This window comes from Zhongshania sp. (assembly GCF_029212375.1).
Classification (GTDB): domain Bacteria; phylum Pseudomonadota; class Gammaproteobacteria; order Pseudomonadales; family Spongiibacteraceae; genus Spongiibacter.
Genome location: NZ_JARGNU010000002.1, coordinates 313,370 through 333,532 on the forward strand (window position 1 = coordinate 313,370; position 20,163 = coordinate 333,532).

Below are 20,163 nucleotides of genomic sequence, written 5' to 3' on the forward strand. Positions count from 1 at the left end.
CTTTTATCCAGTCGTCGTTTTATACGCGCTCTATTATGGTTGCTACGCCCATGCCGATACCCACGCACAGCGAGATCAGTGCGGTGTGTTGACCGCGGCGTTCCAATTCGTCGAGTACTGTGCCGATCAACATACCGCCGGTGGCACCCAGTGGGTGACCCATGGCAATGGCGCCACCATTAACGTTGATTTTGTCGTGGGGAATGTTTAGCTCGCGCATAAACTCAAGCACTACCGAAGCAAAGGCTTCGTTGAGTTCAAACAGGTCAATGTCGGCAGCGTTCATGCCTGCATTTTTCAGTGCTTTGCGCGCGGCAGCGGCAGGGCCGGTGAGCATAATGGTGGGTTCACTGCCCACCGAGGCAAAGGCACGAATACGTGCGCGCGGTGTTAAACCAGCAGTTTTACCTTGGGCGGCGCTGCCAAGTAATAGTGCCGAGGCGCCGTCGACGATACCGCTAGAATTGCCTGCGGTATGCACGTGGTTAATGGCAAAAACCTCTGGGTATTTTTGTTGGGCAATGGCGTTGTAGCCGCCTTGCTCACCCATTGCTGCAAAGGCTGGTTTTAGCGCTGCCAAATCGCCAGCCGTGGCACTTGGGCGCATATGTTCGTCTTTACTACATAAAGGCAGGCCGAGATCGTCAACCACGGTGATCATGGATTTACTAAAATAATCGTTTTCCCATGCATTGTGCGCGCGGCGTTGGCTCTCAAGGGCATAACTGTCGACATCGCTGCGGCTGAAACCACTGCGCGTGGCGATCAAATCGGCGCCAATGCCCTGCGGGGCAAAATAGGTTTTGCTGATCACTGCGGGGTCTCTGGCCCACGCGCCGCCCTGGCTGCCCATGGGCACCCGCGACATAGACTCCACACCGCCGCTAATGATCATGCCCGCTTGGCCAGACATGATTTGCGCTGCGCCAAGATTCACCGCATCTAATCCAGACGAACAGGCGCGATCAATTTGCATACCGGGCACCGATTCGTCGTAGTCTGCCATGAGCAGTGCGGGGCGGGCCATATTGCAGCCCTGTTCGCCAACGGGGGTAACGATGCCGAGGATGACATCATCTATAGTAGAGGTGTCTAGGTCACTGCGTGACTTAATGGCATTAAGTGTTTGGGCTGCCAATTCGATAGGGGGCACACTGTGTAAGCCGCCATCAGGCCGACCTTTGCCGCGAGGGGTGCGCACGTGATCGAAGATGAATGCATCAATCATGGTGTAGTCTCATTGAAATTGCCAAATTTTACCCAGTGACTTGTCGGTGTTTCCCTTGGAGCTGGGTTTGTTACCTACACTGGGCATTGTTATGAGTTAGCAAGTGAAGCACGGTTAAACTGCCGGTGGGCGGGCAGAAAAAGTGGTTCATGGCTATGTATAATTTGGACTATAACACCTATAATGATTTAAATCATCTATATGATAGGATGTATGACATAGGCTTTTGGCCTCACCCGAAATTTAATTGAGCCGATTAGGGCGATTTGGCGAATATTTGCGCCGCGCGTCTACCTACAATAATCGTGATAGATCAATAAGGACGACCAGCATGGCGAGTGAATTCAACACTATTTTGTTCGAAGTGGCAGACAAGGTAGCCACCATTACTATTAATCGCCCCGACGCGCTGAATGCTTTCACCATGGAGATGTGTGAAGAATTCGACCAGCTCTGGAAGCAAATTAATACCGACGACGGAATTAATGCGGTGGTTATTCGCGCCGCAGACGGTCGCGCGTTTTCAACAGGGGCCGATGTTAAGTCTGGCGTCAGTGCCGACCAAACCACCAACCCCTTTTATGTAAAAGACCCCGGCGATTATTTTGGGCCGCGCTCTAATCATTGCTGGAAACCGGTGATCGTTGCAGTACACGGCCTGTGCTGCGCAGGCGGTTTCTATTTTCTTAATCAAGCCGATTTTGTAATTTGCTCTGATGATGCTCAGTTTTTTGATCCACATGTTAGCTACGGCATGGTGTGTGGGGTAGAGCCAGTGGGCATGGCATACCGAGTGCCGCTGCAGGAAGTGCTGCGTATTTCCCTGATGGGTGGCGACGAGCGCGTCTCTGCGCAAACGGCCTTACGCATTAATTTGGTTTCAGAGGTTGTGGCCAAAGCAGATCTTTGGGCGCACGCCCATAACTTGGCCAGCAAGATTGCCGCTAAGCCGCCCTCGGCAATACAAAACACCGTTCGCGCAATTTGGGAGGGCTTAGACATGCCTCGTGCTGCTGCGCTCAATCACGCCCTGCGGTTGTGTGAAATTGGCAATCCAAAAGCCGCACAAGAGCTAGATGTAGACGCTGCGCGTAAAGCGGCAAAAGAATACGAGATTCGCTGATGGCTGCTGCAACTGCCTGCCATGACGCGCTGGCCTATACGCCTTCGTGGTCTGAGTATCGTGAAATACGTGGCGTTCGCTACCACGTGCGCCAATGGGGCAAAGCGGGCGCGCCAAAGGTGTTTTTGTTTCACGGTTGGATGGATGTGTCGGCAACGTGGCAGTTTTTGGTGGATGAGCTTATCGCGCAATCCAGCCAAAATTGGCATTTTATTGCCCCCGACTGGAGTGGCTACGGCTTGTCGGCGCCGCGTCCGGGAGGCTCCTTGTTTATTGGTTATTTGGCCGACATGGAGCAGCTGGTTAAGGCCTATTGCGGTGACGAGCAGCAAGTAAAAATTATCGGCCACAGCATGGGCGCTAATTTATCTTCTATGTATAGCGGCGCACGGCCAGATCGGGTCAGCCATTTCGTCAATATCGAGGGTTTGGCGCCCATGCCTGGTGGCTTGCTCAGCAGCGGTGTGCCTAAGTCTGTGGCGCGCTGGCTTGATGGCCCCCGAGGTATAAGCAAGTCTTATCAAAGTCATAGCGAGTTTGCCGCGCGCTTAGTTGAAAGGAACCCGCGCCTTAGACCTGAATGGGCCGCCTTTTTGGCGGAGCATTTTTTAGGGGTATTGGCCGACGGCAGTTTGGCACCGCTAGCCGATGCTGAATCCCGCCAGATTACGCCAATTTACCCCCATTACGAGCAAGTGGAAGAACTGTTGCGAAATATTCGCGCCAAGGTCTTGCTGTGCCGCGGGCTTAAATCTTTTGTCGCCGATATCTTTGCTAAAGACAGTGCGGCCTTAGCGAGCAGGCTTAAGTGTTATCAGCATCGTAGTGATCTTGTGCTTGAAGATGCCTCACACAACTTGCACCACGAATTTCCAGAACGAGTAGCTGCCGACGTGTTGGCGCTGTTTTCTCAATAAATAAAGTCTGAGTTTAATATCGACTGAGGCCTAGTGTTAGCCGCGTAATATAGCTACCGAGGCTCCGCTTATAAGGAGAGCAAAAATGACTAAAAATGACGTTGTAGATCCAATGGCCTTGCGTAATGCACTAGGGTGTTTTACGACCGGTGTTACGGTAGTAACAACCTGCAACGATGGCGTAGACGCCGGCGTTACCGTAAATAGTTTTAACTCAGTGTCTCTGGACCCGCCAATGGTGCTGTGGAGTCTGGCAAAATCGGCGGGTAGTTTTAATACCTACCACACCGCAGACCATTTTGCGGTGCATATTTTGGCTGCAGACCAAGAGCCAATATCCCAGCGTTTTGCAACACGGGGTATCGACAAATTCGCTGAGGTTGATTTTCATCGCGGCGTTGGCGGCGTGCCAATTTTGGACGGCTGCTCAGCGGTATTTCATTGCAAAACGGTATACCGCTACGAGGGTGGCGACCACGAAATTTATGTTGGCCACGTCGAAAAACTCGAACACTTTGACCGCAAAGCGCTGGTATTTCACGGCGGCAAATACGCTTTGGCCGTGCCCAAGAAAAAGCCAGAAGCATTAGTAGACGATGTGCGCAGCCGTGGTTTTTCGGCAAATTCGCTCACCTACTTAATGGGCTTGGTGTATTTCCAGTTAATGAAGCGCGCTTCGACAGAGCTGAAAAAGCGTGGCATTACCGAAACTGAAATGGCGGTGCTTAATATTCTTGCTATCGAAGATAAGCGCACAGCGGCCGAAATCGACAGCCTAGTGCAGGTTAGCGGCTACCGCGTGGATGACGCGGTTCTTCGCGCCATGGCAGAAAAGAAACTGCTCTCCCTTACCGACGATGACGGTGTTTTGCGGAGCACCTTGCAGGATGCTGGGCGCGAATTGCAGCTAGAGCAGCTCGCCTTTATTCAGGCCCTAGAAGATGACGCCTTGCCAGACGAAGCCTACGCCGAAACGGTTTTAGCAAAGGATTTATTAAAGGCGACTGCGCGAAAACTGCTACAGGCAGAATAGCGAGCGCAGCATCATTAAATTAAAAGAATGAGGGTTTTCATGAGCACTACCATTAGCAAAAATCAACAAGCGGTTATTATCGGCGTAGGCGAGATCACCGAGAAATTAGAAAACGGTCAAATTGGCCGTGAACCCATGCGCTTGATTGTTAGTGCCTGCGAAAATGCAATGGCCGATACCGGCGCCAACAGCGAGGCACTAAAGGCCGTGATCAGCGCTGTATATGTGATCAATCAAATGGGCTGGCCCTACGCCGATCTTGCCAGTTTGACCGCCGAAAACCTTGGCATTAGCAATGCGCTGTGTGAAGAAAGCCCCGTTGGCGGCAATATGCCCACCCTGTATTTAACCGAGGCCGCACGTCAGGTGCAGAGCGGTGAACAGGCAATGGTCATCGTTGCTGGTGGCGAGGCAACCGCCTCGCTGGTAGCGGCGGGTAAATTACAACAGCGACCAAACTGGACGCCACCGCAAGCGGGTAAACCACGCCCGAGCAAAGCCGACTTCTTTCACCCCGAAGCGCTTAAATACGGCCTAAATATGCCGATAGACGTCTACCCCTTATACGACAACGCAATTCGCGCAGAGTGGGGCCAAAGTTTTGCCGAGGCTCAGCGGGAGTCGGGTGATATTGGCGCGGGCATGGCGGCGGTGGCTGCGGCTAATCCAAATTCGTGGTTAGGCAAAGCTTTCTCTTCTGAAGAAATCAGCACGCCGTCAGAAAAGAACCGCTTGGTCGTTCACCCCTACACCAAGTGGATGATCGCCAATCCGGTGGTGAATCAGGCCTCGGCCTGCATTGTTACCACCTATGAAAAAGCCATTGCCCTTGGTGTGGCCGAAGACAAATTGGTCTACATTGGCAGCGGCGTGGGCGGTGCAGAACCACGGGATATCTTGTCGCGCAGTGGCTATACCGAGGCCCACGCCATGTCATCGGTATTGAAGAAAACCTTAGAAGTAAATGACATGAGCGCAGTGCCTGAGCTGGTCGAACTCTACAGCTGCTTCCCCTGCGTACCCAAGTTAGCACGGCGCGCCTTAGGGCTAAGCGAAACCGCCGTACTGTCGGTTACTGGGGGCTTAACTTTCTTTGGCGCGGCGGTAAACAATTACATGGGCCATGCCATTGCCGCTATGGTTCACGCTATTCGCGCAGGCAAAGGCGAAAACGGTTTGCTGTATGGCAACGGCGAGTTTGTAACCAAACACCATGCAGTAGTTTTGTATCGCCAGCCAGCTAGCAATCCAGTCGAGAATCTTAATTTACAAGACGATTTAGACGCTAACTACGGCGACGTGCCCGAAGTACTTAGCGCCTACAGTGGCCCATCGATTCTAGAAACCTACTCGCTATGGTATTCCCGTGACGGCCAACCCGAGCGCGCGGCATTAATTTGCAGAACCCCAGAAAACAAACGCCACCTCGCAGCGGTTAATGCCCCAGCGACCTTGCAAGCCCTTATCAGCGGCGAAAAGGAAGTGATTGGCGCGAGCGGCGTGGCTAGCGCGGGGGATGATGGTCTTAACTACTGGCTTGCTGTTTAAGTAAAACGAATAGCGGGAAATGCCGTCATGCCGAACTTTGTGCGCTGTCATGCTGAACCTCCTACAGAGTTATTCTGAGCTCCCTCTATCGTCATTCTGAACTCCCTACATCGTCATTCTGAACTTGATTCAGAATCCAATACCACTGAACTAGTTCACAGTGCCCCCACCAGATGCCGGATCACGTCCGGCATGACGGCTTCGTTGTAAATGGCATCATGCCAAACTTTGTGCGCTGTCATGCTGAACCTCCTACAGAGTTATTCTGAGCTCCCTCTATCGTCATTCTGAACTCCCTACATCGTCATTCTGAACTTGATTCAGAATCCAATACCACTGAACTAGTTCACAGTGCCCCCACCAGATGCCGGATCACGTCCGGCATGACGGCTTCGTTGTAAATGGCATCATGCCAAACTTTGTGCGCTGTCATGCTGAACCTCCTACAGAGTTATTCTGAGCTCCCTCTATCGTCATTCTGAACTCCCTACATCGTCATTCTGAACTTGATTCAGAATCCAATACCACTGAACTAGTTCACAGTGCCCCCACCAGATGCCGGATCAAGTCCGGCATGACGGCTTCGTTGTAGAGTCCGGCATGACGGTTTTGTCGTAGAGATTGTCATTCCTGAGTTCGCTACGCCGTCATTCTGAACTTCCTATACGGTCTGTGAACTCCCTACATCGTCATTCTGAACTTGATTCAGAATCCATATACCACCGAACTAGCTCACGGTGCCTCCGCCAGATGCCGGATCAAGTCCGGCATGACGGCTTCGTTGTAGAGGCTGTCATTCCTGAATTCGCTACGCGTTCATTCCGAACTTCTTATACGGTCTTATGAACTCCCGCTATCGTCATTCTGAACTCGATTCAGAATCCATATACCACCGAACTAGTTCACAGTGGCTCCACCAGTTACCGGATCAAGTCCGGTATGACGGCTTCGTTGTAGAGAGTGTCATTCTGAACTTTCTACATCGTCATTCTGAACTTGATTCAGAATCCATATACCACTGAACTAGTTCACGGTGCCCCTCCAGATACCCACTAAAGTTCGGCATGACGGCATCACACTCGTGAAAGACGCGTATTCACCTGCGTCGCTACACTGGTGGCGGAATAAGCTGTATATTTTTTCGTCGCTAAGACTTTTGCTCGGCTTGCGGCTGAGTGTCGATACTATTATTTAAATTTAATGGGTTGCGCTAGTTGTTGTGGTGCTTCTTCACGGCAAGCCGTGCGTGCTTGAGATCCAATTGTTATGCATTCAGAGTGGGGACGACCCCATCTCTCAAAAATCACTAGGCGACGGCCCCTATAATTGAGAGGTGTTTATGAACTGGTTTATTCTTTTCGTGGCAGGATAGCTTGAGATTGGCTGGGCAATTGGGCTGAAATATACCGAGAGCTTTACTAAATTTTGGCCGACGCTAGGTACCGTGTTTGCGCTAGTTGCGAGCGCTTTTTGCTAAGTATCGCAATGAGAACCTTTCCCGTTGGTACAGCCTACGCTGTATGGGTAGGCATTGGCGCTATTGGAACCGCAATATTGGGTATCATACTTTTCAATGAGTCCACTGACGTACTAAAAATCGTTAGCCTTGGTTTTATTTTTGTGGGAATCGTCGGCCTTAAATTGGCGCATGCCTGACAAAGCGCTGCGCACGGATAAATGACGGGTCGCGAAGTGAATGCAAGCAATTAGAAAATGAGTATTGAAATGAGTGTTGTCAGTTTCAGTAGAATGCTAAGCGGGAACTGCTTTTTAAAAAGAGTCCCCACTGCGCACATCCAGTCGGTTTATCGTCACGTCTTGGGGCAGTTCAATAATATGTTCGATCATCGCGGCCACTCGACTGGTAGGCATGGGTGAGCCGCCAGCGCGAAGGCTGCCCGACTCTTCTGCCAGTTTAAAAAATGTTGCTGCCATTTCTGGTGGCCAAGCTTCGCCAAAGGCGGTGTCGGCCATATAACCGGCGCGCAGTGAGGTGAGCTGAATATTGAAATCTTTGTACAGCTCCCCGCGCAGCCCGTTAAAGGTCGTCTCTACGGCGGCCTTGGTGGCAGCGTAAACCGACAGCAGCGGAAAGGGTTTGTCCACGGATTCGGTAGAGATAAAAATAGCGCGCCCGCCGCGCAGTAGCGCCAAACTGTATTGCAGGCAGAGTAGTGCCGAGGTGACGTTTACCGAAATATTCTGTTCTAGGTTGGCTATTTTCATTTGCGCAAAGGGCATGGGCACGGTTTGGGCGGCATTCAAAATTAGTGCATCGAGCTTTGTTGTGATGGCTTTGACCTGTTCAAATGCGCCAGCAATTGAGGCGGTGTCGGCAAAATCAGCTCTTAGCCAATGCAGCTGCTTGGGGTAGGTGGCGAGTAATTCACCCAGCTCGCCCTCACTGCGTGAGAGCACAATGACTTGAGTGCCTTTTTCGAGAAGGCGCCGAGTCGTACATAGGCCCAAGCCCTTGCTGCCGCCGGTAATCAGAATTGTTTTATTGTTCATTGGAGTGTTCCTACTTAGCCAGCGTGAAAGGAAATAACCTTGGTTTCGGTGAAATCCAACAGGCCTTGGCGACCGTACTCGCGGCCAAAGCCAGAGCGTTTGTAGCCGCCAAAGGGCGCGCTGGATAACACAGTGCCAGCACCGCCGTTAATTGCCACACCGCCGGTTCTCATTTCTAAGGCCATTTCATAGGCGCGACCTGCATCGGCAGAAAAAATGCCGCCAGCCAAGCCAAAATCAGAATGGTTGGCCATCGCAATGGCCTCTTGGTCGTTGTCAAAACCAATCACCACGCTCACTGGCCCGAATATTTCTTGTTGGGCAATTACTGCGCTGTTGTCCACGCCATCGAATAGGGTGGGTAGATAGTAAAAGCCTTTTTCAATATCAGGCCTGCGTCCGCCAAACACGAGATTGGCGCCGCTATCTAAGGCTTGGCCAACATAGCGTTCCACTCTATCACGGGCGTTAGCGCGGATTAGTGGCCCCATACTGACGGATGGATCTATTGGGTTGCCCACTTTTACATGGCTTAGCATTACCTGCATGGCATCAATCAATGGCTTGCGAATACCTTGGTGGGCTAATACGCGGGTTGTTAAAGCGCAGCCTTGGCCAGCATGAATAGTAAAGTTGCTAACTGCTGCCATTGCGGCCTTTTGGATGTCGGCGTCTTCGCGAACAATCAGCGCCGACTTGCCGCCGAGCTCCATATGGGTCTTTTTAAGGGTGGGGGCAGATTGAGCAATGATCGCGGCTCCAACCTTGTCGGAGCCCGTAAAGGTGATCATATCAACGCGCTTGTCGGTGCTAAGGAGGGTGCCGGTATCTATGTCGCCATTAACGATGTTAAGTACGCCCTTGGGTAATCCTGCTGCTAACGCTGCCTCACCAAAAATAAATGCTTGGAAGGGCGTGAGCGGCGAGGGCTTCAAGACCACGGTATTACCCATCGTCAAAGCGTGATAGACCTTAACCACGTTAAGAAAGAAGGGGAAATTATAGGCGGTAATGGCCGACACCACGCCAATGGGTTCGTAGATCACTTCCGCTGTTCCCAGCGTTTTTCGGCCATCCATTCCAGGGGTGATCTCAGGTCTAATCATTTCAGATTGGATTTGAAGAGCGTCTGCCATGAGTTGGCGAGCGTGCTTCATGGGTAGCTCAAATTGCAGAAAATCGGCTAGCTGCTGTGAGCAACCCGCTTCCGTGCGGATAAGCTCAACGAGCTCTGCTTTGCGGGTATATAAATAGTCGTGCATTTTTTGCATGCAGGCCACTCGCTCATTCATCGACATTTGCGGCCACGGGCCATTGTCAAAGGCTTCGCGCGCAGCGCCTATGGCTTGTTCGGTTTGCGACGCCGAGGCAACGGGAGTCATACCGATGAGGCTTTCGTCGGCGGGATTAATGACCTCCTGTGCGGGCGCTTCACCCGGACACCATTGGTTGTCGATAAAAAGCATTTTATTGGTCGTTAAGGCATTCATAATGTTTTATCCGATTTTAGCATTTTGATTATTCGTTCTTTGTTTTAAGGTTTAGCTATCCCACTCTAGTTCTAAATGGGCAACGCCGAAAACCGCACCGCCATGAGTAATAACCGATGAATCTGGTTTTATTCGCAGATTAGGTAGCTGTACGAGGATTTTTTCGAGGGCAACATTCAGTTCGCGACGACCAATATGGCTACCTAGACAAAAATGCGGGCCAAATGAGAAGGCGAGATGGCGATGGCGACGTTCAAAATCAACTTCCATCGGATTTTCATACTCTAATGGATCGATCGATGTGCTGGCCTGAACCAGCGTTATCCAGTCGCCAGCTTTCATCGTAACGCCGTGGAAATCGATGTCTGTCGTCACTTGCCTTGCCGTCATTACCGAGGAAAAACGGCGTAAATACTCTTCAACCGCTGCGGGTATTTTTTTGGGATTTTCTATAAGATATTTTCGATGCTCGGGGTGGCTGGCCAGGTGGTGAAACTGGAAGCCCAAAGACGATGCCACCGTGTCTAAGCCACCAACAAACATGAGATAACAAATTCCCATGCATTCATCGTCGTTAAGTCTACGGCCATCAACCTCGGTTTTACAGATATAGCTTATAAAGTCATCCTGAGGATTGCGTCGCTTTTCGGCAATACGGTCCTTTAGGTAAATATGGATTTCATTGGCAGCCTGAGCTTTAACCTCTAAGCTTTCGCCGTGGAGTAGGCGCTGCCCCCAATCAATAAATATATCCAGCTCCTCAATCGGCAGACCGAGTAGCTGCATGATAATGGCTATAGGGAAGGGGCGTGCAAATTCTGTAATAAATTCGCAGTGGCCGCGATCTTTAAAACCATCAATTAAGTCCTGAGCTCTTTTTTGGATGCGTTCATCCATTTTTTTGACCGCGACGGGTGAAAACAGCGGGTTTAGAAAATTACGGTAAAAACCATGGTCGGGGGGATCAATTTCAAGCGGTGTCATCAACCAGCTTTCACCAATCAATGCGGAAAAGCCAGCGCAGTTTTTGCTTGAAAATGTAGCCTGATCCGCCAGTATCTCTCTCATATAACTGGCTCTAGGCACATCCCAGGTGCCAAGCCCGTTATGACGTATATTTAATGGGTTCCAGAATATGGGCGGGCCGTCATGCAGTGGCGCTAGCGCTAAATAGGGGTCAATCTTCAATGCTGGGTCATTGTTATAGTCGACGGCTTTTACCAAGTTAGAAGGAATATGGCTAGGAAGAGTGTCTGTGATGGCGCTATCAATTACTGTCATGTGCATGAAATCTTATTGTCGAGTGATGCAATAACAATAGGTTAATTGGAAGCCTGTCTCCACTAATTGAATGTCGCTTTTTGTGGATTTTTATTTCTTTATAAAGTGTTGATAAATATAGATATTATTTGTTTGGCTAAAGGGCTTTCGCATTTGGCGTAAATAGGTTGCCCTGCTGATTAATAGGGGGATAAAGTGATAAGCGTTGACGATGTCTAGGTATAGAGCTTTTGTCTCTATCCACTATTACGATTACATAAAATATTAAGTTATGACAATAAAAATGGGATATCACGATGACCTCAGATCTGTCACTAGTCAGTCCGCCTCAGCCTAAAAAGCAGCCGCAACAGAAGCGTTCGCATATGATGGTAAATGTGATTATTGAGTCCTGTAAAAAAATTCTCCAAGAGCATGGCGAAGAAGCATTCAATGTTGTTGTTCTTGAGAAGGTGTCAGGTGTCGGTAAGGGTTCTATATATCAATATTTTCCCAATTTAGACGCCGTAGTGGCAGCCCTATTCGAAAGAGAATTCGTTGAGTTTGTTGCTCGCGGAAAAGTCACAGCAAGACTGATTGGTAAAGACGGATTAGACGCGTTAATTCATTTTATTATTGACGATGCTGTGGCATGGCACAAATCCATGCATGATCTGCATTCTACTTTTTACGAGCAATACAAATTATTTTTCGACGTGGGTAAGCGCTTTGTTGAGCTTTCTGACAGCGAGGAATTTTGCCGCAATTATTTAGGGCCAACCATAGCCGCTGAGTTTCCGGGGCATTCGATAAAGTTGATTAGCGAAACCGCCAATCTCGCACTAAATCAATTGAATAGCCTATTTTTTGCGGCGCTGCGTTATTACCCAGAAAAACTCGCTGACCAAGAATTTCATCAGTTGCTGTATGTGACTATGCAAAACTTTATTCGCGCTTCACTCAATGTCGATGCGACATCAGCCTTGGAGTGTTGAGGCTATGCAGGGCGTTGCGGCGTACAAGGGTATAAATATTGCCACTGAGTCATTTGGCAACCTCAGTCACCCACCGGTCATTTTGCTGCATGGCGGCGGGCAAACTCGCTACTCTTGGGGCGCTGCTGCGCAAACCCTTGCCGGTAAGGGGTTTTACGCGCAGGTGGCCGATTTACGTGGGCATGGCGACAGCGACTGGAGTGCAGACGGAGATTATGCATTAGTGCATTTTGCTCAAGATGTAGATGCACTAGTTAGGCGTATGCCCGCAAAGCCGGTGCTGGTCGGCGCCTCGCTTGGTGGGCTCGCGTCATTGGTGGCTACTAGCCGATTTTGCTCTGACTTGGTTCGGGCGTTGGTATTGGTTGATGTTGTACCCAAGGTAAATTCAGAAGGCGTAGACCAAATTACCGGATTTATGAAAGCTGCACCCGACGGCTTCGCGTCGTTAAAAGAAGCGTCTGATTTAATCGCCGAATACATACCACACCGTAAACGCCAGACTAATTATGACGGTTTGAAAAAGAACCTACGTCTTGCTGAAAACGGCCGGTATTTTTGGCACTGGGACCCCAAATTGCTCACAGTTGGCGAGCCCAAACATGTCCTTGAAGAGTTAGAGCGGGATGCCCGCAGCATCGTTATTCCAACACTCTTAGTTCGCGGCGGACGCAGCAATATTGTTGACGACGACGGCGTCGATCATTTTCGCAAGCTAATACCCCATGCTGAGCATATAAGCATCGACAAATCTGGGCATATGGTTGCAGGGGATGACAATACCCAATTTAACACGGCCATCTTAGATTTTTTAAACCGTATTTAAGAAAGGAAAAGACTATGTCAAAGGGCTGGGGCTCGGCGCCAAACCATACTGTAAATAGCGTGCTAGCAGACGCGGTGGCGAAGTATGCCGAGCAAATATTTGTCGATTTTAGCGGCGACCTATATACCTATCGGCAGGTAGATGAGCTGAGTAATACTCTTGCGGCAGGTTTACTGGATATGGGCGTTAAGGCGGGGGAGACCGTGGTTTCGGTGCTTGATAATAGCATTGATGCCCTAGTGCTGTGGTTTGCTATTAATAAAATCGGCGCCGTGAGCGTACCCACTAACACCGCATACAAAGGCGAGTTTCTGCGCCACCAGATTTGCGACGCGGGCGCGGCGATCGTGATTGCCGAGGCCGACTATATTGAGCGCGTGCAGCAAGTGGCGTCGGAATTGCCCAAGGTTAAACACCTTGTTTGTCGCGGCGAACTTCCCTTGCAAGCAGCGAGTACTATTCCGGTATCTGGTCTTTCCAAGCTGCAAGCCGTCGATGCCAGCAAGCTACAAATTGCCGATGTTAAGGGCGGCGATTTGAGTATGCTTATTTATACCTCGGGCACCACTGGGCCGTCGAAGGGTTGCATGATTAGTCATAACTACGCCTGTAACTTGGCGCGCCAAGCACTGTACTGCTGGGAGCCGACCGCGAAAGATACGGTCTGGACAGCACTGCCGTTATTCCACATGAATGCCCTGAGCAGCATTATGATGATGGCAATGATTGGCGCGAGAGTGGTGGTGTATCCGCGCTTTTCTTTGTCGGGCTTTTGGCCGGATATCGAACGATCCGGCGCCACCATGGCGAGCTTGCTGGGTTCTATGGCACCGCTTATTGGCACTGCGCCGGACAGCGATGCCAGCAAGCGCTGCTTCGGCCAGTTGCGAACGGTGCAAACTGCGCCGTTTCCTGAAGAGCTTAAACAAATTTGGCGTACCCGCTTTGGTTCAAAAGTGCTTGGTTCGGTAGGCTATGGCTTTACCGAGGCGGCGATGGTGGTCTACGGCAAGCTTAGCGACGAGAATGCGCCAGCCAATACCTCTGGCCGCGTTCAAGACGATTTTGAGGTCATGATCGTCGATGATTACGACTGCGAATTGCCCCGTGGCCAAGCTGGCGAAGTGGTGGTGCGGCCACTGCAACCCCATGTCTGTTTTGAAGGCTATTGGAATCGCCCAGCAGACACCTTAAAAATCATGCGCAATATGTGGTTGCATACCGGCGACATTGGCAAGCTCGACGAACAAGGTTACTTCTATTTTCTGGATCGTAAAAAAGATTATTTACGCCGCCGCGGAGAAAATATTTCTAGCTTTGAAATGGAAAAGACCTTTGCTTCTCATCCAGCAATAAGCGATGTCGCAGTACACGCCGTGTTATCAGAGATGGGTGAAGACGACGTAAAAGTGACCGCCGTTTTAAAACAAGGCGAAACCCTGACTGAGCGAGAACTCTGTGAATGGTGCCTAGACAAGGTGCCTTTCTTTGCCGTACCCCGCTATATCGAATTTAGAACGGATTTACCCCGCAATCCCACTGGCAAAATAATGAAGTTTCAACTGCGTGACGACGGCTGTACCGCCAGCACCTGGGACCGAGAAAAAAGTGATTTTGAAATGCAGCGCCGCTAAAGAGCCAATCAATCTACGCGCTTAATAGAGACCAATGTTATGACAGTGAATAAAACCATCATCATTACCGGCGGCTTTGGTTCCCTTGGCCGCGCCGCCGCGCAGGCAGCGCTAGAGCAGGGCTACGGCATTGTGTTAGTAGACAGAGCCGAGCAACTGCTTGGCGCCGATTTCAGCGACTCGCCCCAAGTACTGATTTGTGGGGGTGTGGATATTTGTGATTTTGCCCAAGCGCAAAGTGTGGTCGCCAAAGCGCAGGCCCAGTTTGGCGAAGTATCGGCCCTGCTGAATATTGCTGGCGGTTTTCACTGGGCCAACTTTGACAGCGACGAGCTAGATACCTGGGATCGCCTGTATCAAATGAATGTTAAGACTGCCGTTACCGCAAGCAAGGCGGTGTTACCGGTGTTTTTACAGCAGCAGCGGGGCAGCATTGTGTGCGTGAGCGCCGGAGCCGCCGTAAAAGGCGAGGCTGGAATAGCCGCCTATGCTGCATCAAAAGCTGGTGTGTCGCGGTTTGTCGAGTCGCTGGCCTCAGAGCTAAAAGACAAGGGCGTTCGCGTTAATGCCGTGGCGCCCAGCATTATAGATACCCAGCCCAACCGCGAGGCGATGCCAGATGAAGACTTTTCACGCTGGGTTAGCCCAGCAGCACTAGCCAAGGTCATGCTGTTTTTAGCCTCAGATGAGGCCAGCGCGGTAAGCGGCTCGATTTTGCCGGTAACTGGGCGAGTCTAATAACAAATCAGTGATTCGAAACGTGATTAATTTAAATATGAACAGGTGAGTTATGAATAACAATTTTATTAATTTTGAAAACAAGTCGGTATTAGTCGTGGGCGGCGCCAGCGGCATGGGCCGAGCCTGCTCACTGTTGGTTAACAGCCTCGGCGGCGAACCCAGCGTGCTGGATGTGGCGCCGGTTGATTACCCTGTTAAGAACTACGTAAAGGTCGATTTGCGCAACCAAGCTAGCGTAGAAGAAGCGCTGGCACAGCTAGATGAACGCTTTGATGTAGTGCTGTCCTGCGCGGGTGTTGCCGATGGCACTGGTGGCATTATGCAGATCAACTTTATTAGTCAGCGCTATATTATTGAAACCCTGCTGGCGTCGGGAAAGCTTGCAGATAGTGCGTCGGTAGTGATGATCTCCTCTATTGCCGGCTTGCCTTGGCAGCAGAATTTGACCCAGCTTAAAGATTTTCTGGCAACTAGCACTTGGGACGAGGCCGACGCTTGGCTAAAAGCCAATGAAGGCAATGACACCTATACCTTCAGCAAACAGGCCGCCAATGCCTATGTCGCGTCCTCGGCACTGCGGCTGTTAAGCAAGGGCGTTAGAATTAATAGCATCTTACCCGGCCCCACCGACACGCCCTTGGCGCGAGCAAACGCAGATGTGTGGCTCGGCTTTGGCCATGGCTACCGCGAAGCGGCGGGTATCGAATTTTTACTACCAGAACAAATGGCCAATGCCATGATATTTCTGGCCTCGCCAGTGGCAAGCGGCGTGACGGGTGTGTTACTGCCAGTAGATGCTGGGCATATGTCCTCGGCCATTACCGACAGCTACCCGGAGCCAGCAATAAAAATGATGCTCGGGCTTTCTTAATACAGAATATTAGCGCTTAGCCCACCAGATGCCGGATCAAGTCCGGCATGACGGCTACTTCCCAGCTGCCAAGCGCAACTGGCCGTCATTCCAAACGCCCACGTCGTCATTCTGAGCGTCACACGTCGTCATTCTGAACCCCGCACCTCGTCATTCTGAACTTGATTCAGAATCCATATTCCACCGAAATAGTTCGCGCCCACCCAATCATGTTCAGCATCAAGACCGACTGACGGCCCGCCACGCTATAGTCCGTGGCACCTCGTCACTCTGAACCCCACACCTCGTCATTCCGAACGCCCACCTTGTCATTCTGAACTTGATTTAGAATCCATATATAGAAACAAATTGGCTCACGATGCCGCAGATAGATACTTGCTAAGTTCTATAGCGGGTGCTGCGGACGAAGGCATAGAAGGGGGAATATGGAAATTTGAGGAAAATAAATCGGGTCGCAGGTGACCTTCATGGAGAGCTGCTTGAATTACATACAAGGTTCAGCACGTAATACTTGTAACAAGGCGGTGTTGTCGCCTTTGGCTGGGGCCGCCATTCGGTTGGCGCTCCATGCAAGCCCCAAACCGCGGAGTACGTGCTTAGCTCAGTAGTGATACCGTAGTTGCGCAATAAGAATGGAGTCTTGAAGAATTTTATAAACAATTCGATGCTCGTCGTTAATTCGCCGAGACCAATACCCAGAAAGGGCGTGCTTCAAAGGTTCAGGTTTGCCAATCCCCTCAAATGCTTCTCTCTGAATATCCCTGATAAGTAGATTAATACGTTTGAGCATCTGCTTATCAGTCTTTTGCCAGTATAGGTAATCTTCCCATGCCTTCTCTGCAAAAATTAATTTCACTCAATCAATTCCTTTGCTTGACCTTTTCCATCTTCAAGTTCGGCAATAGACTCAATCAAGCGCCGTGTATTCTTAGGGCTGCGCAACAAGTAGGCGGTTTCTTCCAAGGCTTGGTAGTCGGCCATCGAAATCATCACCACAGCGCCTTCGCCTTTGCGAGTGATAGCCACAGGGGCGTGGTCGTTACATACCTGCTCCATAGTCTTGGCAAGGTTACTTCGCGCGGCAGTATAGCTTATACTTTCCATAATGACTTACCTGTACATGTACAAAAATATGTACGCATGGTATCAGCGCATAACAATTGGGTCAATCATCCCCTCTAGCACGGTGCCTCCACTGGCCATCATTCTAAACCCCATACCTTGTCACCCCGAACCCCGAACCCCGAACCCCGAACCCCGAACCCCGAACCCCGAACCCCGAACCCGGCGCCGTCATTCTATGCCCCAAAGGTCGTCACTCTGAGCCCCTAATGCCGTTATTCAGGACGCCACACCTCGTCATTCTGAGCGCCACACCTCGTCATTCTGAACTTGATTCAGAATCCATATACCACCGAAACAATTCGCACCCACCCAAGCAGTCGCCGCTTCAAGTTCGGTATAAGGGCTTCGTCGCAATAGCTTGTAGCCCCGGCCTTTGTGACATTCAATCTGGGTAGTTTGCTAGGGCTTATACCACCATTTTACGATGTATTGACATGTGTCACGTGACGCGATACAGTTTTGAGCATGATCAAATCCTTCGCCGACAAACAGACTCAAGAACTGTACTCCAAAGGCAAATCAAAGAAGTTTCCTGCGGATGTTGCACCGCGAGCGGCCAGAAAGCTTGAATACGTGAGTCTGGCTGAGCGGCTGGAGGACTTGAAAGTGCCGCCCGGTAATCGCCTTCACCAACTTTCCGGAAACAGGCTAGGGCAGCACTCGATTTCAATCAATGATCAGTGGCGTATTTGTTTTCGTTTTGAAGATGGCGATACGTATGAGGTCGAAGTGTGTGACTACCACTGAGTGAGGTAATGACTATGGCTATTCCAAATACTGGCGGTATGCAACGCAAGCCGACCCATCCCGGTGAAATGCTGAGAGAAGATTTCCTGCCGGACTATAAGCTGACCGTAGCGGGCTTGGCTGATGCGCTGGGTGTCTCTCGCCAGTCCGTTAATGAATTACTGCGCGAACGTCGAGCGGTCAGCCCTGAAATGGCGCTCAGGCTTGCCCGTTTATTTGGTAACTCGCCGGAATTTTGGTTGAATGCGCAGCGATCTGTCGATCTTTGGACGGCGGCGCAGTCGGTTAAGGAAGAAGTGGCTCGCATAAAGCCACTGCATGCTGCATAACAAAAGCAAACGACGATAGCGCGCTGGGTCTCTTTGCAGTCGGCTGCGTTTGCGGCATCCGGTGCCCAAGATATGGACTTACCAGGCCTTCGGCTCCATGAGCTTTCCGGCAATCGCTCGGGAATTTGGTCGGTGACGGTAAGTGGTAACTGGCGCGTGGCATTCCGTTTTGAGGATGGAGACGCCGAGATAGTGAACTACGAAGATTATCACTGAGGTACTCCTATGTTGATGCACAACCCACCCCATCCTGGTGAAATCATACGAGAGCTTTGCCTGGAACCACTCGGCTTGTCTGTTACAGCAGCTGCAGAAGCGCTTGGGGTCAGTCGAAAAACCTTAAGCGACATTCTGAACGGCAAGGCCGGAATTAGTCCGGAAATGGCTATTAGGCTTTCTATCGCTTTTAATACCTCATCGGAGAGCTGGCTAACCCAGCAGTCTCAATATGAGCTGTGGCATGCCGAACAACACCGTAAAGACCTCAAGGTCAAAAAGCTTGTCGCTGCGTAATAGCGCGCATAACTAAGCCATTAAATGCGCGCCCTTCGGTCGCCGGACGCGTGTTCCTCGCGCTGTTTCAGGCAGGAACAGCACTCGATTTCAAAAATGATTAGTAGCGTATCTGTTTTCGTTTTGAAGATGGCGATGCGTATGAGGTCGAAGTGTGTGACTAGCACTGAGTGAGGTGATGACTATTCTTAATACTGGCGGTATGCAGCGTATTCGGAACCAAAGACCTTGTCACCCTGAACCCCACGCCGTCATTCTGAACCCCAAACGCCGTCACTCTGAGCTTCTAATGCCGTCATTCTGAGTGCCACACCTCGTCACTCTGAATCCCACACCTCGTCATTCTGAACTCGATTCAGAATCCATATACCACCAAAACAATTTGCACCCACTCAACTAGACGTCGGTTCAAGCCCAGCACAGCGGCGTCACATTTTCCAAAAGCCGGAACTTAAATACATCCACATCGCACGCAGCTGAATAAGCAGTATATTTTTCCGACGCAAAGATTTATGCTCGGTTTCTGCGAGTAGGGTGCTCGTTTCGCCAGCTCTACTCACAAAAAGGAATTTAGGATCAATCACATAGGATAGTGAGGTAAGACATATGACACCCCGCCAAAAACATATTTATGTAAGCGCGCTGTGTAAAAGCGCTACTCGGTATCAGATCTCGCTATTTCAATATAAATTCAATGAGTTGCGGTATTTTTTTTGAGTAATCCCACGAAGTAAAATTTTTCGATTATGATGAAAGTATTATGTCAACTTAAGGGTCAATCCATGAATGAAGAAAATCATAGATATTGGGATACTATAATAAAAAATTTCGGGCTTGGATTATCAGTGTTGGCATTAATTTTTGGTGTGTATCAATATAAATTTAGCATCGAAAAAGATTACAAAAAGCCTTTTTGGGAATCTCAGCTAAAATACTGCCTTAAAGTATCAAATGCAGCGTCAAATATTGCGAATGAATCATCGAATAAGAAAATATCTCAAGAATCAATCGACAAGCTATTCGTATTGTACTTTGGTGAGGCGCAGTTATTTTTAGATAATAGGACAATGCAGTATCTTGGGGAAATTGGTTCTCATGCAGTAAAGTGTAATGCTGGCGCCGAAAATAAAGATATATGTAATAGGCCTGTATACAACGGTAAATCAATGTCTGTAGCAATTTCCTGCAGGGATATGCTCACCGAATCGTGGAGTATTTCATTAGAAGATCTTAATTCTAATGTCCTGAATCCAGAGTTGACGGAATAGGTAT

General features: G+C 50.1%; 21 protein-coding genes. 15 read left to right on the forward strand and 6 right to left on the reverse strand.

The window, feature by feature from the left end; translation table 11 throughout:
- Positions 1 to 19: 19 nt before the first annotated feature.
- A complete protein-coding gene (locus P1U47_RS03440) occupies positions 20 to 1,228 on the reverse strand; it encodes an acetyl-CoA C-acetyltransferase (RefSeq protein WP_301027169.1) in 1,209 nt (402 codons plus the stop codon).
- Positions 1,229 to 1,559: 331 nt separating this feature from the next.
- Between P1U47_RS03440 and P1U47_RS03445 the strand changes: the two genes are divergently transcribed.
- The 5 genes from P1U47_RS03445 (at position 1,560) to P1U47_RS03465 (ending at position 7,505) form a co-directional block, all read left to right on the forward strand.
- Positions 1,560 to 2,351 carry an enoyl-CoA hydratase/isomerase family protein gene (locus P1U47_RS03445; RefSeq protein ID WP_301027170.1) on the forward strand — a complete coding sequence of 264 codons (792 nt, stop codon included), beginning with the start codon at positions 1,560 to 1,562 and terminating at the stop codon, positions 2,349 to 2,351.
- On the forward strand, positions 2,351 to 3,268 hold the full coding sequence (locus P1U47_RS03450) for an alpha/beta hydrolase (RefSeq protein ID WP_301027171.1): 918 nt from the start codon (positions 2,351 to 2,353) through the stop codon (positions 3,266 to 3,268). The genes P1U47_RS03445 and P1U47_RS03450 overlap by 1 nt, the downstream gene beginning before the upstream one ends.
- Positions 3,269 to 3,353: 85 nt before the next feature.
- Complete coding sequence (locus P1U47_RS03455; RefSeq protein WP_301027172.1) at positions 3,354 to 4,301, forward strand: flavin reductase family protein; 948 nt, start codon at positions 3,354 to 3,356, stop codon at positions 4,299 to 4,301.
- A 39-nt stretch (positions 4,302 to 4,340) separates the two neighbouring features.
- Entirely contained in the window at positions 4,341 to 5,849 is a 1,509-nt protein-coding gene (locus tag P1U47_RS03460) for a hypothetical protein (RefSeq protein ID WP_301027173.1), read from the forward strand.
- Between the two features lie 1,485 nt (positions 5,850 to 7,334).
- The gene (locus P1U47_RS03465; RefSeq protein WP_301027174.1) at positions 7,335 to 7,505 is read left to right on the forward strand and encodes an SMR family transporter; all 171 of its coding nucleotides are present in this window, start codon (positions 7,335 to 7,337) and stop codon (positions 7,503 to 7,505) included.
- A 114-nt stretch (positions 7,506 to 7,619) separates the two neighbouring features.
- Here the strand turns inward: P1U47_RS03465 and P1U47_RS03470 are convergent, their stop codons facing one another.
- From P1U47_RS03470 to P1U47_RS03480, 3 genes are read right to left on the reverse strand one after another with little or no spacing between them, the layout of a single operon-like run.
- Entirely contained in the window at positions 7,620 to 8,360 is a 741-nt protein-coding gene (locus tag P1U47_RS03470) for an SDR family NAD(P)-dependent oxidoreductase (RefSeq protein WP_301027175.1), read from the reverse strand.
- 14 nt (positions 8,361 to 8,374) lie between these two features.
- Entirely contained in the window at positions 8,375 to 9,850 is a 1,476-nt protein-coding gene (locus tag P1U47_RS03475) for an aldehyde dehydrogenase family protein (RefSeq protein WP_301027176.1), read from the reverse strand.
- A gap of 51 nt (positions 9,851 to 9,901) precedes the next feature.
- A complete protein-coding gene (locus P1U47_RS03480) occupies positions 9,902 to 11,131 on the reverse strand; it encodes a cytochrome P450 (RefSeq protein WP_301027177.1) in 1,230 nt (409 codons plus the stop codon).
- 296 nt (positions 11,132 to 11,427) lie between these two features.
- Here P1U47_RS03480 and P1U47_RS03485 point away from each other — a divergent pair, with 296 nt between their 5' ends.
- The 5 genes from P1U47_RS03485 to P1U47_RS03505 are packed head-to-tail and all read left to right on the forward strand — an operon-like array spanning position 11,428 to position 16,177.
- The gene (locus P1U47_RS03485; protein WP_301027178.1) at positions 11,428 to 12,105 is read left to right on the forward strand and encodes a TetR/AcrR family transcriptional regulator; all 678 of its coding nucleotides are present in this window, start codon (positions 11,428 to 11,430) and stop codon (positions 12,103 to 12,105) included.
- On the forward strand, positions 12,074 to 12,931 hold the full coding sequence (locus P1U47_RS03490; RefSeq protein ID WP_301027179.1) for an alpha/beta hydrolase: 858 nt from the start codon (positions 12,074 to 12,076) through the stop codon (positions 12,929 to 12,931). The genes P1U47_RS03485 and P1U47_RS03490 overlap by 32 nt, the downstream gene beginning before the upstream one ends.
- 14 nt (positions 12,932 to 12,945) lie before the next feature.
- On the forward strand, positions 12,946 to 14,565 hold the full coding sequence (locus tag P1U47_RS03495; protein WP_301027180.1) for an AMP-binding protein: 1,620 nt from the start codon (positions 12,946 to 12,948) through the stop codon (positions 14,563 to 14,565).
- A gap of 39 nt (positions 14,566 to 14,604) precedes the next feature.
- The gene (locus tag P1U47_RS03500; protein ID WP_301027181.1) at positions 14,605 to 15,303 is read left to right on the forward strand and encodes an SDR family NAD(P)-dependent oxidoreductase; all 699 of its coding nucleotides are present in this window, start codon (positions 14,605 to 14,607) and stop codon (positions 15,301 to 15,303) included.
- Between the two features lie 52 nt (positions 15,304 to 15,355).
- Entirely contained in the window at positions 15,356 to 16,177 is an 822-nt protein-coding gene (locus tag P1U47_RS03505) for an SDR family oxidoreductase (RefSeq protein ID WP_301027182.1), read from the forward strand.
- Positions 16,178 to 16,778: 601 nt separating this feature from the next.
- Here P1U47_RS03505 and P1U47_RS03510 read toward each other — a convergent pair.
- Positions 16,779 to 17,033 (reverse strand): Txe/YoeB family addiction module toxin, encoded by a 255-nt coding sequence (locus P1U47_RS03510; RefSeq protein WP_301027183.1) that lies wholly within the window; start codon positions 17,031 to 17,033, stop codon positions 16,779 to 16,781.
- A complete protein-coding gene (locus P1U47_RS03515) occupies positions 17,030 to 17,281 on the reverse strand; it encodes a type II toxin-antitoxin system Phd/YefM family antitoxin (protein WP_301027184.1) in 252 nt (83 codons plus the stop codon). Before P1U47_RS03515 ends, P1U47_RS03510 begins: the two co-directional genes overlap by 4 nt.
- 486 nt (positions 17,282 to 17,767) lie before the next feature.
- Here P1U47_RS03515 and P1U47_RS03520 point away from each other — a divergent pair, with 486 nt between their 5' ends.
- The 5 genes from P1U47_RS03520 to P1U47_RS03540 all read left to right on the forward strand — a co-directional run bounded on the left by P1U47_RS03520 (position 17,768) and on the right by P1U47_RS03540 (position 20,159).
- Positions 17,768 to 18,049 carry a type II toxin-antitoxin system RelE/ParE family toxin gene (locus P1U47_RS03520; protein WP_301027185.1) on the forward strand — a complete coding sequence of 94 codons (282 nt, stop codon included), beginning with the start codon at positions 17,768 to 17,770 and terminating at the stop codon, positions 18,047 to 18,049.
- A gap of 14 nt (positions 18,050 to 18,063) precedes the next feature.
- Complete coding sequence (locus P1U47_RS03525) at positions 18,064 to 18,378, forward strand: HigA family addiction module antitoxin (RefSeq protein WP_301027186.1); 315 nt, start codon at positions 18,064 to 18,066, stop codon at positions 18,376 to 18,378.
- 33 nt (positions 18,379 to 18,411) lie between these two features.
- On the forward strand, positions 18,412 to 18,594 hold the full coding sequence (locus P1U47_RS03530) for a type II toxin-antitoxin system RelE/ParE family toxin (RefSeq protein ID WP_301027187.1): 183 nt from the start codon (positions 18,412 to 18,414) through the stop codon (positions 18,592 to 18,594).
- Between the two features lie 9 nt (positions 18,595 to 18,603).
- Positions 18,604 to 18,891: a HigA family addiction module antitoxin gene (locus tag P1U47_RS03535; RefSeq protein WP_301027188.1), complete on the forward strand. Its 288-nt coding sequence runs from the start codon at positions 18,604 to 18,606 to the stop codon at positions 18,889 to 18,891.
- Positions 18,892 to 19,673: 782 nt separating this feature from the next.
- The gene (locus P1U47_RS03540; RefSeq protein ID WP_301027189.1) at positions 19,674 to 20,159 is read left to right on the forward strand and encodes a hypothetical protein; all 486 of its coding nucleotides are present in this window, start codon (positions 19,674 to 19,676) and stop codon (positions 20,157 to 20,159) included.
- Positions 20,160 to 20,163 lie beyond the last annotated feature (4 nt).